This window comes from Ottowia sp. VDI28 (assembly GCF_049532675.1).
Classification (GTDB): domain Bacteria; phylum Pseudomonadota; class Gammaproteobacteria; order Burkholderiales; family Burkholderiaceae_C; genus Ottowia.
The window spans coordinates 1,214,593-1,230,198 of sequence record NZ_CP149820.1 but is presented as its reverse complement, the minus strand read 5'-3'; the positions used below and the strand labels follow the sequence as shown (position 1 = coordinate 1,230,198).

General features: G+C 62.9%; 13 protein-coding genes and 2 pseudogenes. 8 read left to right on the top strand and 7 right to left on the bottom strand.

The features are described 5' to 3' along the window. The first annotated feature begins 1 nt into the window (after nt 1). The 4 genes from WJU18_RS05715 to WJU18_RS05700 all read left to right on the top strand — a co-directional run bounded on the left by WJU18_RS05715 (nt 2) and on the right by WJU18_RS05700 (nt 6,159). Nucleotides 2-982: a Bug family tripartite tricarboxylate transporter substrate binding protein gene (locus WJU18_RS05715; protein WP_423459157.1), complete on the top strand. Its 981-nt coding sequence runs from the start codon at nt 2-4 to the stop codon at nt 980-982. Nucleotides 983-1,277: 295 nt separating this feature from the next. Next, nucleotides 1,278-4,154: a xanthine dehydrogenase family protein molybdopterin-binding subunit gene (locus WJU18_RS05710; protein ID WP_423459156.1), complete on the top strand. Its 2,877-nt coding sequence runs from the start codon at nt 1,278-1,280 to the stop codon at nt 4,152-4,154. Between the two features lie 132 nt (nt 4,155-4,286). Next, a complete protein-coding gene (locus WJU18_RS05705; protein ID WP_423460945.1) occupies nt 4,287-4,874 on the top strand; it encodes a (2Fe-2S)-binding protein in 588 nt (195 codons plus the stop codon). Between the two features lie 139 nt (nt 4,875-5,013). Beyond that, complete coding sequence (locus WJU18_RS05700) at nt 5,014-6,159, top strand: c-type cytochrome (protein ID WP_423460944.1); 1,146 nt, start codon at nt 5,014-5,016, stop codon at nt 6,157-6,159. A 50-nt stretch (nt 6,160-6,209) separates the two neighbouring features. On the opposite strand, the gene WJU18_RS05695 is transcribed toward WJU18_RS05700, so the two are convergent. Beyond that, the gene (locus WJU18_RS05695) at nt 6,210-7,118 is read right to left on the bottom strand and encodes a LysR family transcriptional regulator (RefSeq protein ID WP_423459155.1); all 909 of its coding nucleotides are present in this window, start codon (nt 7,116-7,118) and stop codon (nt 6,210-6,212) included. A 113-nt stretch (nt 7,119-7,231) separates the two neighbouring features. On the opposite strand from WJU18_RS05695, the gene WJU18_RS05690 reads away from it, so the two are divergent. From WJU18_RS05690 to WJU18_RS05675, 4 genes and pseudogenes are all read left to right on the top strand, one after another. Next, complete coding sequence (locus tag WJU18_RS05690) at nt 7,232-8,206, top strand: Bug family tripartite tricarboxylate transporter substrate binding protein (protein ID WP_423459154.1); 975 nt, start codon at nt 7,232-7,234, stop codon at nt 8,204-8,206. A 16-nt stretch (nt 8,207-8,222) separates the two neighbouring features. Beyond that, complete coding sequence (locus WJU18_RS05685) at nt 8,223-8,828, top strand: Rieske 2Fe-2S domain-containing protein (protein WP_423459153.1); 606 nt, start codon at nt 8,223-8,225, stop codon at nt 8,826-8,828. Between the two features lie 127 nt (nt 8,829-8,955). Beyond that, nucleotides 8,956-9,282 (top strand): annotated as a pseudogene (locus WJU18_RS05680) (hypothetical protein); the annotation flags it as partial. Next, nucleotides 9,279-10,253: a PDR/VanB family oxidoreductase gene (locus tag WJU18_RS05675; RefSeq protein WP_423459152.1), complete on the top strand. Its 975-nt coding sequence runs from the start codon at nt 9,279-9,281 to the stop codon at nt 10,251-10,253. The pseudogene WJU18_RS05680 and the gene WJU18_RS05675, both read left to right, overlap by 4 nt. A gap of 8 nt (nt 10,254-10,261) precedes the next feature. Here WJU18_RS05675 and WJU18_RS05670 read toward each other — a convergent pair whose 3' ends face one another. From WJU18_RS05670 to WJU18_RS05645, 6 genes and pseudogenes are all read right to left on the bottom strand, one after another. Continuing rightward, on the bottom strand, nt 10,262-10,702 hold the full coding sequence (locus WJU18_RS05670; RefSeq protein WP_423459151.1) for a hypothetical protein: 441 nt from the start codon (nt 10,700-10,702) through the stop codon (nt 10,262-10,264). Then, nucleotides 10,689-11,318: an FAS1-like dehydratase domain-containing protein gene (locus WJU18_RS05665; protein ID WP_423459150.1), complete on the bottom strand. Its 630-nt coding sequence runs from the start codon at nt 11,316-11,318 to the stop codon at nt 10,689-10,691. Before WJU18_RS05665 ends, WJU18_RS05670 begins: the two co-directional genes overlap by 14 nt. A 26-nt stretch (nt 11,319-11,344) precedes the next feature. Continuing rightward, a complete protein-coding gene (locus WJU18_RS05660) occupies nt 11,345-12,307 on the bottom strand; it encodes a Bug family tripartite tricarboxylate transporter substrate binding protein (RefSeq protein ID WP_423459149.1) in 963 nt (320 codons plus the stop codon). 48 nt (nt 12,308-12,355) lie between these two features. Continuing rightward, nucleotides 12,356-13,977 (bottom strand): annotated as a pseudogene (locus WJU18_RS05655) (3-(methylthio)propionyl-CoA ligase). Further along, nucleotides 13,974-14,408, bottom strand: a complete 435-nt coding sequence (locus WJU18_RS05650) for a Zn-ribbon domain-containing OB-fold protein (protein WP_423459148.1) — start codon at nt 14,406-14,408, stop codon at nt 13,974-13,976. Before WJU18_RS05650 ends, WJU18_RS05655 begins: the two are co-directional and overlap by 4 nt. A gap of 20 nt (nt 14,409-14,428) precedes the next feature. Next, nucleotides 14,429-15,580, bottom strand: a complete 1,152-nt coding sequence (locus WJU18_RS05645; RefSeq protein WP_423460943.1) for a thiolase family protein — start codon at nt 15,578-15,580, stop codon at nt 14,429-14,431. Nucleotides 15,581-15,606: the final 26 nt, after the last annotated feature.

The window sequence follows — 15,606 nt, the reverse complement described above, 5'->3', positions numbered from 1 at the left end:
CATGATCGATCGCCGCACTTTCTCCACCCGACTGCTGGCCTCCGCCGCGCTAGGTATCGCCGGAGCGCCCGCATGGGCCGCGGACGATCAGCGGCCGATACATCTGCTGGTCGGGTTCCCTGCCGGCGGCGGCTCGGACGCCATCGCACGTCTGCTGGCTGAAAAATTGAAAGACCTCCTGGGCCGCAATGTGCTGGTGGACAACCGTCCTGGCGCTGGCGGCCAAGTGGCGGCGCAACTGCTCAAGGCCGCGGCTGCCGATGGCACCACGCTGTTTCTCTCGCACGACCACACCATCTCCATCCTGCCCCAGGTGGTCAAAAAGCCCGGCTTCGCGCCTGATGCCGATTTCGTGAACGTGGGCGGCATCGCCACATTCGTCAATGGCCTTGCGGTATCACCCGGCACGCCAGCCAAGAGCGTGGCCGACTACGTGGAATGGGTAAAAACCCAAAAGGGCGGCAAGAGCGCCGTGGGCATCCCCGCGCCGGCTTCCACGCCTGAATTCCTGGTGCAGCTCCTGGCCAAGAAGTACAACCTCGATCTGGTGGCCGCGCCCTACAAAGGCAGCGCCCCCATGATGGCCGACATGCTGGGCAACCAGATCGCCGCTGGCGTCGGCTCGGTACCCGATTTCATCGAGTATCACCGCGCCGGCAAGCTGCGCATGATCGGCGTGCTGGGCGGACGCCGCCAGGGCGCCTTGCCCGATGTCCCGACCTTCAGCGAGCTCGGCTTCAAGGGCCTGGAAGACGAGCCCTTCTACGGCATCTGGGCGCCCAAGGGCACGCCGGCCGCTTTCATCGATACGTTCACGCGCGCCCTGGAAAAGGCCGTGGCCATGCCCGAGGTGCACAAACAGCTGACGGACATGGGTCTCAACGTAGGCTACATGTCTCCCCGCCAGCTCGCCACGCGTGAACGCGCCTATACCGACGTCTGGGCAAAAATCATCAAAGAGAGCGGCTTTGTAGCGCAATAACACCCCCTGAGTCGCCTTCGGCGCCTTCCCCCTCTCTCTTCGGGAGGGGGACAACGCCAATGGCCGGCACAGGTCCGTCCATGGCGCTCCACGCTTGGCCTGCTCCGCGGCCTTTTGGCCTTTTGACCTTTTGGTTTTTTGGGCTTTCGTTTCCTGTCATTCCCGCGTAGGCGGGAATCCAGCGGCAGTGCTCAGAGCCGGCGCGGATTCTCTGTCCGCAAAATTGCCCATGAGGGAGTCTTTCACGGACAATGGGTCATAGAACCGTGCAAAGCCAATACGGAAGGATATAGCCATGCCGAACCTGCCCATGTCTCGCAGGGCGTTGCTCAAGAGTAGCGTCATCGCCGGCATATCGGTCTACATCGCGCCGCTGGGCAGCCAAGCCTTCGCGGCGCTGTTCGAGGAAAAAATCCTGCGGCCAGTGCAGGTGGATCCGAAGACCGGCGCCCCGCGCTTTCGCGTGGACGGCATGGCCAAGGTCACCGGCGAGAAAGTGTTCGCCCGCGATGTGCGCGCGCGCGACATGCCCCACTGGCCCCAGCAGCAGTCGCATGCCTTCATCCTGCGCGCCACCCAGGCCGACAGACTTTATCAGGGGTTCGACCTCGGGTTGCTGGGCGAGGAGCTCAAGCCCGATCGCGTGGTCACCGCCGAAGACCTGGCGCGCGATGGCGTGGCCTTTCCTGCCTTCTACGGCGAGGACATGCTGCTTCCCCCCGGCAAGACACCGGCCTACCTCGGCCATGCCGTCGCCATACTGATCTACCACGACTTCGCGCGCTTTCGCTTTGCCAAGGACAAACTCAAGTTCCAGGACAAGGTGATCCGCTACGGCGAGAAGACCGGCCCCCTGGAACGCGACCCCTGGGGCACGTTCCGCTTTGTACGGGTCGGCGGTGCCACGCCCTTCGCGGACGATGTGTTCTCCAGCCTGAAGGATGCACCGGTCTTTCCCAGCATGATGCGCAAACACCAGCCCGTGTGGCCCGACGGCAACGACCACGGTCAGCTGGGCGAGCAAGGCATGGCACACGCCGGTGCGATCCGCAAGGAGCTGGCCCAGCCGCCAGCCGACTGGTTGGTGCTGGAGCGCGAATACAAAACCCAATCCGTCGACACCGCAGCCCTGGAGCCGGACAACGCCAACGGCTGGTACGACCGCGCCACCCGCACGATGCACCTGGTAGCGGCCACCCAGTCCCCCTCGGAAGTGGTTGAAAGCGCCGCCGAGATGGCCGCCAAGGCCCAGGCGGCCTTTCCCATCGAGAAGATCGTGGTGCACCCCTGCTACACGGTCGGCTATGGCTCGAAGGACCACTACAACTTTCCCTTCTATGGCCTCGCGGCCGCGCTGTATGCCGATGGAAAGCCGGTGCGCCTGGCCAACGACCGCTACGAGCAATTCCAGACATCGATCAAGCGCCATGCATTCACTATGCGCTACCGCGTTGCGGTAGACAGGAAAAGCGGCCTATTCCAGTCCTTCCAGGGAGACCTCGAGTGCAACGGCGGCGGCCGCGCCAACTTCTCCCCTTCAGTGGCCATGGTAGGCGCCACGGCGGCGCAGTCGATCTATTACTTTCCCAAGAGCGATCTCAGCGCGGTGGCCATCGCCTCGCGCGCCATCGACGCCGGCTCGGCACGCGGCTATGGCACGCTGCAGAGCATGGCGGCCATGGAGGTGATGGCGGACGAATTCGCCGAGCAACTCAAGCTCGATCCCATCGAATTCCGCCTCCGCAACGCGCTGCGCTCGGGCATGAAGAACACGCAAGGGGCCATACCGGGCGGCGCGGTACGGGCGGATGAAGTATTGCTGGCCGCCCAGGCGCACCCGATCTGGAAGGAACGGGGCCAGCGCAAGACCGCCTACGAGGCCGGCCATCCGGGCTGGCGGTATGGCGTAGGCTTTGCCTGCGTGCAGAAAGACTTCGGCACCGGAGCCGAATCTTCGCTCGCCAGGGTGGAAGTGGCGGCCGACGGACGCATCGCCCTGCATCACTCCGGCGCCGAGATCGGAACAGGCATGTCCACCTCCCAGGCAGTGGCCGTGGCGCGCTGGCTGGGCAAGCCCGCCAGCGACGTTCGCGTGGCGATCACCGACTGGCCCGAGCTACCCGTCGTCACCAGCGGCGACCCCTACCTGATGAGCCAGGAAGAACAGGACAAGCTCTCGGCCAACCCGCGCTGGTCACCCGCCTACGTCTCGCCAGCCAGTGCCACCAACTCGGCCTACTATTACACCCACAGCACGCGGGAAGCGGCCCGGGTGATATTCATGCAAGGCTTGTGGCCGGCGGCCCTCTCGATATGGAGCCAGGGCATCGGTGGCGGCCAGGCCGCGCCGCTCGTCGTGCGCGTGGAAGACGCTCGCTGGGTAGATGGCAAGCTGACCGCAGGAGGCCTGCAACCACTGCCGCTGGAACAGCTGGCCCAGGCCGCGCATGAGCAAGGCCTGGTCACCGGTGCCGCGGTGCATGTCTTCAACCGCTGGCAGTGGAGCGAGGCCGATTTCGAGATCAACGGGCAGATGGTCCGGCTGCCCATCGATGGCTTGTCTCTTCGCTATGCCCCCAAGAAGGATGCTTCCGCTTCCAATAACACCAGTAGCACCAATACCACCAATAGCACGCCCTCAGAGGGCGCGGCCCCGGACACCAGCTGGCATGTATTGGACCGCAGCAAAGTCTATATCCCGCCGGTGCAGCGCAACAACGCAGCCGTAACCTACTACTCCGCGCTCGCCACCTTGATCGAGCTGGCGGTGCACGAGGCCAGCGGCCAGGTGAGCGTTCTCAAACACCACTCCATCATGGAATGCGGCACGCAGCTCTCACCCGAGCTGGTCTCCGGCCAGTTGCAGGGTGGCGTGGCCATGGGCATTGGCCACGCGCTGCATGAATACCTGCCGCTCTATGAAGAAGGCCCCGGCAACGGCACCTGGAACTTCAACCGCTACCACCTGCCCCTGGCGCGCGACGTGGCCGTCTGGACTCAAACTGGCCAGGCGCTGCCCCCATTGTCCGAAACCGACCCGCCCAAGGGCATTGCCGAAGTCGTGATGATCCCCGTGGTGGGCGCCATCGTGAACGGCATCGCACACGCCATCGGCCACCGTTTCACCGAACTGCCGGTGACCCCTCAGCGTATCCAGGAAGTGTTGACATGAAACACCCCCTGAGTCGCCTTCGGCGCCTTCCCCCTCTCTCACTGGGAGGGAGACAACGCCAGTGTCCGGCGCAGGTCCGGCCACGGCGTTCCCCGCATGGCCTGCTCTGCGGCCGTTCGGCTCTTTCGTTTCATGCATCGCGGGCGGCGCGCAGCGCCATGGAGAACTGAAATGGCTATACCGATTCAGCCCCTTTCCCTCACCGTCAACGGCAAGGCGGTCGGTCCCATCGATGTCCCGGAGGGACTGATGATGATCGACTTCCTGCACGAGTACATGGGCCTCACCGGTTCGCGCCTGGGCTGCGGCCAGGGCGTGTGCCGTGCCTGTGTATTGATCCTCGACCATGACGACGGCACCAGCGAGGAAAAGCGCACTTGCATTACCGGCGCGCACTTCTTCGCCGGCAAGAAGGTGCGCACCGTCGAAGGCCATGCCCAGCGCAACGAGAAAGGCGAAGTGGTCGCGCTCTCGCCCATCCAGCAAAAGTTTCTCGATCACTTCAGCTTCCAGTGCGGCTACTGCACACCGGGCTTCGTCAATGGCGCCACCGTGCTGGTGGAACGCCTCAAGCGCCAGCCCATTGCCAAGGACAAGGTTGAAGAAACCATCACCGCCGCACTGAACGACCACATCTGCCGCTGCACCGGCTATGTACGCTACTACGAGGCGGTGAAAGACGTGATCCTTTCCACCCCTGGCCTGGTGAAGGAGTCATGATGCGCCGCCTTGCCCACCATCTCAGCCGCGCCCTTGCGCTCCCCGCTGTGGTGCTCACGCTGGCCGCCTGTGGTAACGGCCCGGAGATCCCGCCGGCGGCCGACCAGCCCCCGCGCAAGCACTTACCGATGCCCAGAAGATCGAGCGCGGCCGCTACCTCGCCCGCGCCGCCGATTGCGCAGCCTGCCACACGGCACCGCAGGGCGCCTCATTTGCCGGTGGTGTTCCGCTGGCCTCTCCGTTCGGCACCTTCTACGGCACCAACATCACCCCTGACAAGAAGCACGGCATCGGCCAGTGGAGCGCGGACGATTTCTACAAGGCCCTGCATGACGGCGTGACGCCCGACAAGCATCTCTACCCCGCGATGCCGTACACCTCGTACCGCGGCCTCTCGCGCGGCGACAGCGACGCCATCTACGCCTACCTGATGCAGCTGAAACCGGCAGCCGTGCCGAACAAGCCGCATGAACTCTCGTTCCCCTACAACATTCGCCTGGCCATGGCCGGCTGGAACCTCCTGTTCCTGAAAGACCAGTTGCCAGATGCCTCCAAGGGACAGACCGACGCCTGGCTGCGCGGCCGCTATCTGGCCAATGCACTGGGCCATTGCGCCGAATGCCATACGCCCCGCGCCCTGATGGGCCGGCTCGACAGCGCCCTGCCCTTGAAAGGCGCCGCCCTGGCACGCGTGGCAGCCCCCGACATCACCCCCGAAGGCCTGGCCGCGCGCGGCTGGACGCTGGAAGACCTGCGCAGCTTTTTCGGCACCGGCGTCGCGCCCCAAGGCTCGGCTTTCGGCGAGATGTACCCAGTCATCCACCTGAGCACCCAATACCTCAAGCCGGACGACCTGACTGCCCTCGCCACCTACCTGCTGGGCGACACGCCACCCGCACCGAAGCCGCTACCCGCGCCTTCAGCCGACGCCGCCCGGAAAGTCGAGGGACACCAGCAATATCTCGCGCTATGCGCCGGCTGCCACGGACGCGAGGGCGAAGGAAAGCCGCACGTGGCGGTGGCCATGCATGGCAATTCCACCGTGCGCTACGCTGACGCGAACAACCTCATCGTATCCATTCTCGACGGCATCGAAGCGCAGAAATTCCCAGGCCATGAAGCCATGCAGGACATGCCCGGCTTCGCGCGCGAGCTTGATGACGCGGCATTGGCGCAACTGGCCAACTACCTGCGCAGTGTGCACGGCGGGCAGCCTGCGGATGTCACGCCTGCGCAGGTGAAGGCGCTGCGTGTCACGTCCGGGGCTGCGCCGCACGGGAACTGATCCGTTGCGGCATCTTTCCCCTCATATCAAAGGTCTTCCCGTTCTATCCTTCATTGCGGGCCCAATGACCTGAAGATCATGCTGCGTAGCCACTTGTTGCGGCTATCGTTGGCGAAGCGCCGGTGCCAATGCTGATGCACGGCGAACTTCGGGGCGACAAATGGCGGCTCGACGGTTCTGACCAGACCGGTTGACGTGTGCGCTTCCCCGACTGCGGCGGGGACCGTCGCACACAAGTTGGATTGAGCGAGCACGTAAGGAAGGCTGAGAAAGTGAGGCGTCCTGATGACAATGTTGCGCCGAATCTTCCTGGCTTCAATAGTGCGGTCCACAAGTTCCTGGCTGCGAATGGGTGTCATCACGATGACGTGGTCCAGGCTCTCAAACTGCGCCTTGGAGAGCTTGGGTCCCCGGAGCGGATGGTCCTTTCGCAGAAGGCATGTAAACGTGTGCATGAACAGTTGCTGTTGATAGATCCCGGCGCTATTGAGATCGGGGATGTAACCGATGGCCAAGTCGATCTGTCCGGACTCAAGCCCCGCCGCCATCTCGTCCGGAAAAACCGACAAGGTACGGATCGAGCACTGGGGCGACAGCGCGCTGATTTCTCTCAATAGTTTCGGCAACAACGCCATCTCACTGATGTCGGACATGGCAATCCTGAACTCCGTACGGTCAGCTCCGGGGTCAAAAACGCGCGCGCCATGAAGTTCGGCCTCGAATCTGCTTACGAGCTCGCGCCCCGCGACGATGAGCTCCTGGGCTCTGCTGGTCGGCTCCATGCCATGCGGGCCGCGCACAAACAATTGGTCCGCCGATTCACGTCTGAGTTTCGCCAGAGCGGTACTGAATCCTGACTGGCTCAACCCGAGCGAACGGGCTGCCAAAGTCACATTTCGCGCCTGATCCAACGCGAGCAGGATACGCACCAGATTCAGGTCGAAGCGCGCTATTTTCATCGTTATTAGAGATATTTCAAATCTCTCAAAGTGTACCCACAGTGATCGCGCGATTCCTAGAATCCGGTAAAGCCGCAAGTCGGGACGGCTACAACCATACATAGGAGACCCACGTGAAATCACTGCTTGCACGGCTTGCGAAAGCCGGCACCATTTTTCTGGCGATGGCATCAACGGCCTCTGCTCAACAAGCCTGGCCGGCCAAGCCGGTGAAGGTCTATGTCGGATACCCGGCCGGCGGCTTGGCCGATGTGATGGCGAGATCTGTGGCGCAGTTGATGTCAGAGACCTTGGGGCAGCCTGTAGTGGTCGACAACAAGCCTGGGGCGAACGGCAACCTGGCAGGAGAGTTCATAGCGAAACAACCCGCTGACGGCTACTCGCTGTGTCTGTGTTCGACAGTCATCGAGTCGGTCAATCCATTCCTCTACGAGAAAATGGGCTTCGACCCATTGGCCGATGTCCGCCCCGCTGCCGCCACCGGCCGCATCCAAGCCTTTCTTGTTACCAAGCCCGACTTTCCCGCGTCGAAGGTCGCGGACTTCGTGGCTCACGCCAAAGCCAGTTCAGTACCGCTGACCTATGGGTCCGCCGGTGCGGGAAGTTCACCGCATCTATTGGCCGAGATGTTCAAGCGCAGTGCCAACTTCAAGGCAACGCATATCCCATACAAAGGCGCGGCACCCGCCATACAGGATCTGCTTGCAGGCCACGTGAACTTCATGTTTGATCCCGGACTTTCACTGCCGCACGTGAAGGCCGGACGGCTCAAAGCCTATGCCGTGGTGAGCGGATCTCGCTCGGCACTGCTACCAGATACACCCACACTCACGGAACTGGGATTCCCTGGGCTCGACTACGACACCTGGTTCGCGCTGTATGTGCGAAGCGGCACCCCACAAGCGATTGTCAACCGCATCAATGAAGCCGTGAACCGGGCACTGGCCGACCCTTCGCTCAAAGCGAGGTATCGGGAGCTCGGCGCTGAGCCCGTGCCCATGAGCGCCGCAGATATCAAGGCGATTGCGCAACGCGAGCGGGCGGCCTTCGGCCCCGTCATTCGCGAACTGGCCATCAAGGCCGATTGACTGAAGGATCATCAGGATGTTCGTCAGGAACAATTGGTATGTGGCGGCTTGGTCTTCTGAAGTCGTCTGGGGCAAGCTGCTGGCACGGCGTATCCTGGATACACCCATCGTTTTTTTCCGAGATCAAAACAATGCCGCGGCGGCATTGCATGACCAGTGTTGCCACCGCGGCCTGCCGCTCTCAATGGGCCGCGTAGAGGCCGGCACTGTGCGCTGCGGCTACCACGGTATGAAGTATGACCGCAACGGCTCGTGCATCGAGATTCCGGGGCAAGCAAACATTCCCAAGAAGGCCTGCGTCAAATCCTGGCCGCTGGTCGAACAGCATGGGCTTGTCTGGATCTGGTGCGGCGACGCCGCGCCAGCATGCAGCCCTCCGGACTATCCCTGGCATGGGGATTGGCTCTGGAAGGGAGGGCTTTTCCACTACGAGGCCCCTCAAGAGTTAATCAACGACAACTTGCTGGATTTGAGCCACCTGGGATACGTGCATGTGCAAACGATCGGCGGTGATCCAAACACCCACATGAACGCCGAGATGCGCACCACGCGAGGCGATGGCTCTGTGACCGTGGAACGCTTCATGCGCTCGGTCACCCCCCGCCGACTCACATGCGTCTGAATGGCTATGAAAATCCAGTAGACCGCTGGCAGAGGATCCATTTCATTCCCGGCCTTATCACCATCTACTCAGGCTCAGTCCCAGCGGGCACCCTGCGCACGGAGGGTAATCAAGCGGGGGGTTCCAGCAGCGTGTATTCAACGCCATTACACCGGAGACTGCACACACGTCGCACTATTTCTGGTCGGTAGCGCACGAAGCAGTGCCCAGCAATCCCGGCATGACAGACTCCCTGCACGCTGACACCATCGCGACCTTTGAGGAGGATCGAGTCGTCATCAACGCGCAGTTCCAACGCATGCGGGAAACTCCTGATAAGCGGTGGGTCGATCTGGGGATCGATGCCGGCGCCATTCAAGCTCGGCGCATCATCCGAGAGCTCGTTGCCGCAGAGCAGGCTGCGTCAATACCGTCCGCTGTCTCCTTAGCATCTGCATCTGCCGAGACCGCATGAGCCAGCACACCACAGACAGGACCGGTTTCCGTGTCCAGGTTGTCGGCCGTAGGCGGGAGGCCGAGCGAATCATCAGCCTCGAGTTGGCGGCCACGGAAGACGGCGAGCCGTTGCCCCGGTACGAGCCGGGCTCGCATATAGACGTGAACATCGGTGGTTTCATGCGCCAGTACTCGCTTTGCGGTGACCCCGGTGCCCCCTCCTGGCGGATCGCCGTTCTCGAAGAGCCACAGTCTCGCGGCGGCTCTCGAGCCATACACGAACAAACGCCGATCGGCACCATCCTGCAGGTCGGGATGCCAAGGAACCTCTTCAGACTGGACGAGTCAGCACCTGCGATCCTGGTGGCTGGAGGAATCGGGATCACGCCCATTCTGGCCATGGCCCGAGCACTGGCCGCTGCAGGCAAAGCCTTTGAGTTGCACTATTGCGCCAAGCGACCCGAGGTCATGGCATTCCACGACGAACTCAAGTCCGGCAACTTCAGCGATGCAGTCCAGTTCTACTTCAGCGATGAAGGCGTGAACAGCCGTCCTTTTGACGCAATGAATATCCTGCGCGACTCTCCACCGGATGCGCGGCTTTATATTTGCGGGCCCACCGGATTCATCGACTACGTGCAATCCGCCGCGCAGACAATTGGCTGGGCGACTGACCGGATTCATCGTGAGAGCTTCGCTGCAGTGTCCGAGCAGAATGGTCGCTGTTTCTTCCAGATCCGGCTCCTGAGCGATGGGCGCCTGCTCGATGTAGAAGAAGGAATGACCGCTTTACAGGTACTACTGGATGCTGGAGTCGACGTGCCCTACTCCTGCGAAAGCGGTATCTGCGGAAGTTGCCTCACAACGGTCGTTGAAGGTGTGCCCGACCATCGCGACCAGTTCATGACAGATGCGGAACGAGCCAGGAACGATCAGTTCACGCCTTGCTGCTCGCGCGCGCACACGCCTCAACTGGTTCTCAGTCTCTGAGAGCATGTTCAAGGCCGCTTTGGCAAAGCGACGATGACAGAGCCAGGTGCGACCGAGACTCCCCGGTCGTTCTCGCACCGCATCTCCAGCTCGACGAGGTTCTTCTTCTCGTTCGTCCACTTGCGAAGCACCTTTCCCTTCGTCACCACGGTGTCGCCAGCCAGATTGAAACTGGACATGCGAAACGAGGCGAGTTTGACGATCACGCCCGCATTTCCGATATAGGCCCTGACGCATCGCTCCCACATGCCCTGAAGAAAGAGATTGTTGGCGTAGGCGTCCTGGGCGCCTCCTTGCCGGGCGATCTTCGGGTTGTGGTGAATCGCATTGAAATCGCGGTTTCCGCCTGCCGCCACCACCAGCCGATGCAGGGACAGCGGGATGGAAACTTCTTCCAGCGGGTCGCCTTCGGCCACGTCTTCCCAGTATCTTTGCTCAGTTGCCGCCATGTGTCCCTCTTCCTGCTTCTGGCGTGGCCGCGGATTCCTGCGCTGACCGGGCCACCGGGTTGTAGCAATACCGCTCAAAGCAGACCCGGGCTACCAGGCTTCCGTTCTGGTTGCGGACCTCGCTCTGCCACATCAGGAAAGCGCCTCGTCCCACTGACGTTTCCTTGGGTTTGCACGCCAGCAGCTTTGCACCGGATATTGACAAGTGGTCTCCCACGACGATCGGCTCCACATACTCCACCTGAAGGTCCGTGGCGAATGACCTGGTGGTTGGAGGCTGGGGAATGTGGTCGCCGATCCAGGGAAAGCGCATGGCGGCGTTCGGCTGAGCGTCACTCCCTGCGGCGTCCCATACTTGCCGCCCAGGTTCCCACAAGGCGGGGGTAATCCAGGTCATCAGGGAGCTGTAGGGCGCAATGATGCCGCGGTACCCGTGCTCTAGGGCAGCTTGCGGGTCGCGATGCAGAGCGCAGTCAAACTCCAGGGGTTCGAGAAAACGCCGGATAGCCCCCGCCTCGACGGCATCGGCTCCTTGCTGGTTGTATTGAGCACCGAAGTCGGTTCCGACCGAATCGATCATCGCCTGCCACTCCTGCCTCCAGGTTGCTGAGTTCATGTGGGACCTCCTGCTGAACGCTCGCGCTACTGAGGCTCGATCCCTGCTTCGCGGATCTTCTGTGTCCAGAACACAAGTTGCGCCTGAACGAACCTGGCCATTTCCGCCGGAGGAAGGTAGGCCGGCTCTCCAGCGGCAATCATGTGCACGCGGACCCGTGTTTTCTCCAGCGCCACACGAACCGATGCGCTGAGCTTGTTCACGATGGCGCTCGGGGTTCCCGCTGGCGCGAAGAATCCAGCCCAGGCAATGGTCTCGAAGCCCGCGAAGCCGCTTTCGGCGACAGTGGGAATCTCGGGAAAGCTGGCCGTTCTCTGAAGAGAGGTCACTGCGATAGCCTTGAGCCGCTTGCCCTCCAGGAAAGGACGCGCGGCGGCAATATCGACAAAGGTGAAGCCCACCGCCCCGCCTGCCAGGTCCGTCATGACCTGCGAGGCACCGTTGTACGGTACCGCCGTGAGGGGTATTCCCGACCGTTTCGCAATCTCATTGCCCGCCACACGAGACGTACTGCTGCTGTAGCCGTAGAACGCGTGAGCCGGATTCGCCTTCATCCAGGCCAGCAGTTCCTTCAGATCGCGTACAGGCGAACTCGAATTGACCAGCAGCATGAGCGGCCCCGTGTTGACCAAGGCGACGGGCGTGAAATCCTTGATGGGATCGAACGACAGCTTCTTGAACAGCGCAGGCGCCGCGGAGTGCGAAGTTCCTGTGGTGAAAAGCAGCGTATAGCCATCGGGGGCCGCGCGGGCCACTTGCTCGGCGCCGATGGTCGCGCCTGCTCCCGGGCGGTTTTCCACCAGCATCGTGGCACCCAGGACCGACTTCATCTCGTCTATCACGACCCTGCCGTTGACATCTGCACCGCCTCCCGCCGCAAACGGCACGACCACCTTGATCGGCCGCTCCGGATAGTCTGCGGCAAATGCCTGGCCTGACCACGCGCCCGCCATCATCAGCGCTCCCGCGAATAGATTGAGCAGTCTCATGGATTCACCTTTCATCGGCCTCGTGGGCCTGGTTGGTTTCGTGGTTGTTCATGCGAGAAGCCCCGCGTAGCGCTCGCGCAAATCACGCTTCTGCACCTTGCCGGTGGCGTTGTGTGGAAGGCTTTCGACGAAAACGACCTCGTCTGGAATCCACCACTTGGCGGCCTTGCCTTCGAAGAAGCGAAGCACATCGCCTGCGGAAACTTCAGCGCCAGGGCGCGCCACGGCGATGAGGAGCGGGCGCTCGCCCCACTTGGGATGCTCAGCCGCGATGCAGGCGGCCTCCAGCAAATCGGGATGCGCCATGGCAATGCTTTCGACATCGATCGAGCTGATCCACTCGCCCCCTGACTTGATGATGTCCTTGGTTCTGTCCATGATCTGCATCGCGCCGCCGGGATCGATGGTGGCGACGTCTCCGGTCGCGAACCAACCACCCTCCCCGGCTGGGCGATCCGCCCCGTAGTAGCGCTCCAGCACCCAGGGCCCGCGGACCATCAGGTCGCCGAAGCTGCGGCCGTCCCAGGGCAGCTCCGCCCCGCGTCCATCCACGATCTTCATGTCGATTCCGAAAAGCGCATGGCCTTGCTTCTGCAGGATGCGGCGCCGTTCTTCCAGCGGCAGATCCGTATGGCCGGGACTCAGCCGTGACAGGCACCCAAGAGGGGATGTCTCCGTCATGCCCCAGCCATGCACGACGTCCACGCCAAGCGCGTGGAAACGGTCCACCATGGAGGCAGGGCATGCCGAGCCGCCGATGGCGGCTTCCCGCAAGGCATCAAACCTTCCGGAATTCCGCTCCACGTGCTCCAGAAGCGATAGCCAGATAGTGGGAACGCCCGCGGCGAAAGTCACGCCCTCGGCTTCGATCAGAGCATGCAGCGAGGCGCCATCGAGCATGCGCCCCGGCAGAACCAGCTTGGCACCATTCAACGGCGCCGCGTAGGGGATGCCCCAGGCGTTGACATGGAACATGGGCACCACGGGCATCACCACGCTGTGCGACGATAGGTTCATGGCGTTGGGCAACGAGGCCGCATAGGCATGCAGCACCGTGGACCGGTTCGTGTACAGGACGCCCTTGGGTTGGCCGGTGGTCCCTGATGTGTAGCAAAGGCCGCAAGCCGCGGACTCATCGAACACCGGCCATTGGTAGTCTTCGCAACCTCTCTCCAACAGGGCCTCGTAGCTTTCCAGGGAAGCTTCGCGCCAGCGGGTACCTCGTGCGCATCGCATAGCGCGACCCAGTGCCGGACCTCCGGGCAGAGACCTGCGATCTCGCCAACCAGGCCCGCGAACTCCACGTCGAAGAACACCATCTGATCCGCGGCATCGCGAATGATGTAGGCAATCTGATCAGGATGCAGCCGGGGATTGATGGTGTGGCAAACTGCGCCCATTCCGCCGACTCCGAAGTACAACTCCAGGTGACGGAATCCATTCCATGCAATGGTGGCCACGCGCGTGCCCGGCTGCAGGCCGGAGCGCTCGAGCGCGGAAGCCAGGCGCATCGCGCGGCGCCGGCAGTCAGGGTAGCGGTAGCGATGCAGGCTGCCGTCCCCCAGGCGGGAAACGATCTCACCACCCCGGTGGTGCCTTGCCGCATGGTCGATCAGGGAGGACACCAGCAGGGGTGCGTGGCTCATGAGGCCCGGTAAGGTCTGCGTCATGGGGAGAATTTTTCTGAGGTCTTCGGATGGTGTGATGGCACGGTGTTGAGTTCGACCTGCGGAAGATGAATGCCGCCGCGCTCTTCGAAGTACAGCCGTACACGGCTGCCGATTTCGATGTCCTCGCAGGCTCCGCGCAGGTTGGCCATGATTCGTGGGCCCTCGTCGAGATCCACCAGAACCAGGCCATAGGGCACATCCGCATCGAAGGCAGGCCCCGGACCGCGATGGACAACGGTGTAGCTGTGGATGCACCCGCCGCCGCCGGCGGCTCGCCATTCCAGGCCTGTGCCGTGGCACTGCATGCAGAGCGGGCGCGGATAGAACTGCACGTGGCCGCAGTGGCCGCAGTGCTGGAGCAGAAAACGCCCCTGCGCACAGCCTTCCCAGAAGGCCTCGGTCTCGGGCGTCGGCACGGGCACCGGTTTCATGGAAGTTTCAGGTGACAAAGTCAATCCCTCCCCAGAACAAGGGAACAGTGCGCCGAAAGAATCCCGCCATCGCCATGCACGAAGGCGAGGCGGGCATCGTCGATCTGGCGCGCGCCGGCTTGTCCGCGCAGCTGCTGCACGGCTTCGACGATATGGAACATGCCGCCAGCGGCCCCGGAATGCCCGTACGACAGCAATCCGCCATGGGTATTGCAAGGCAGCCGGCCAGAGGGGCCCAGCTCACCCGCCAGCGCGGCAGGCCCTGCCTCTCCGCGTTCGAAGAACCCCATGGACTCCAGCTCCACAAGCAGCGTGATGGTGAACGAGTCGTAGATCTGCGCGACGTCGATCTCGTCCGGACGGACCCCCGCCCGGGCGAAGGCGGTCTCCGCAGCTTGATGGCAGCCGAAATCCGTCAACGAAGGGGCCGCGACAAGATGCTCGTGGGTATGCCCCTGCCCGGCCCCCAGCAAACGCACTCCCGGCGCGCGGCCATCGCGCATCGCAGCGGCGCTGCTGACGATCACCGCCGCCGCGCCATCGGACACCGGGCAGCAGTCATACAGCCTCAGGGGCGAAGCCACATACCGGGCGGCCAGGGCCTGCTCCATGCTGAGCGGCGCGGTGAAGTGCGCTTTCGGGTGGGCGGCGGCATAATGCCGCTGCGTCACGGCCACCGCGGCCAGGTGTTCCTCGGTCACGCCGTATTCATGCATGTACCGCCGCGCGACGAGCGCATAGGCTGCCGGCACGGACAGCCCATAGGGCTGCTCGAACTGTTGCAGGGTACCGCCCGCCAACATGGTTTGCGCGGCGCGGCCCATGCCGGAAAGCCGGTTGTCTCCCGTCACGACAAGCACATGCCGGCAGTAGCCCTGCTGCACGAGCGCAGCCGCCGTCATGACCAGAATGGCCGCGGTGGCACCGCCCATGGACACGGAACTCATAAATCCGGGACGGATACCCATGTATTCAGCCATCACCGAGGACAGCATCATGTGGGGCTCTGTCGTCGAGTAGGCACACAGCAGGCCATCGATGTCGTTCAGCGACAAGCCCGCATCCGCGACGGCCGCCTGGCTCGCCTTCAGGTGCAGCGATTTGCAGCTGCTGTCCGGCAAGCGTCCGACAGAGGTGCTGGCAGCGCCAGTCAATGCTGCATGCATCATGATGCGGCTCCCCCGGTTCGGGAAAGAAT

What these genes read in the sequence shown, in the direction of transcription:
- WJU18_RS05705 (WP_423460945.1), top strand. Translation starts at nt 4,287, where the DNA reads ATGCATCGCGGGCGGCGCGCAGCGCCATGGAGAACTGAAATGGCTATA.
- WJU18_RS05670 (WP_423459151.1), bottom strand. Translation starts at nt 10,702, where the DNA reads ATGGCGGCAACTGAGCAAAGATACTGGGAAGACGTGGCCGAAGGCGAC.
- WJU18_RS05685 (WP_423459153.1), top strand. Translation starts at nt 8,223, where the DNA reads ATGTTCGTCAGGAACAATTGGTATGTGGCGGCTTGGTCTTCTGAAGTC.
- WJU18_RS05665 (WP_423459150.1), bottom strand. Translation starts at nt 11,318, where the DNA reads ATGAACTCAGCAACCTGGAGGCAGGAGTGGCAGGCGATGATCGATTCG.
- WJU18_RS05715 (WP_423459157.1), top strand. Translation starts at nt 2, where the DNA reads ATGATCGATCGCCGCACTTTCTCCACCCGACTGCTGGCCTCCGCCGCG.
- WJU18_RS05675 (WP_423459152.1), top strand. Translation starts at nt 9,279, where the DNA reads ATGAGCCAGCACACCACAGACAGGACCGGTTTCCGTGTCCAGGTTGTC.
- WJU18_RS05650 (WP_423459148.1), bottom strand. Translation starts at nt 14,408, where the DNA reads ATGAAACCGGTGCCCGTGCCGACGCCCGAGACCGAGGCCTTCTGGGAA.
- WJU18_RS05695 (WP_423459155.1), bottom strand. Translation starts at nt 7,118, where the DNA reads ATGAAAATAGCGCGCTTCGACCTGAATCTGGTGCGTATCCTGCTCGCG.
- WJU18_RS05710 (WP_423459156.1), top strand. Translation starts at nt 1,278, where the DNA reads ATGCCGAACCTGCCCATGTCTCGCAGGGCGTTGCTCAAGAGTAGCGTC.
- WJU18_RS05660 (WP_423459149.1), bottom strand. Translation starts at nt 12,307, where the DNA reads ATGAGACTGCTCAATCTATTCGCGGGAGCGCTGATGATGGCGGGCGCG.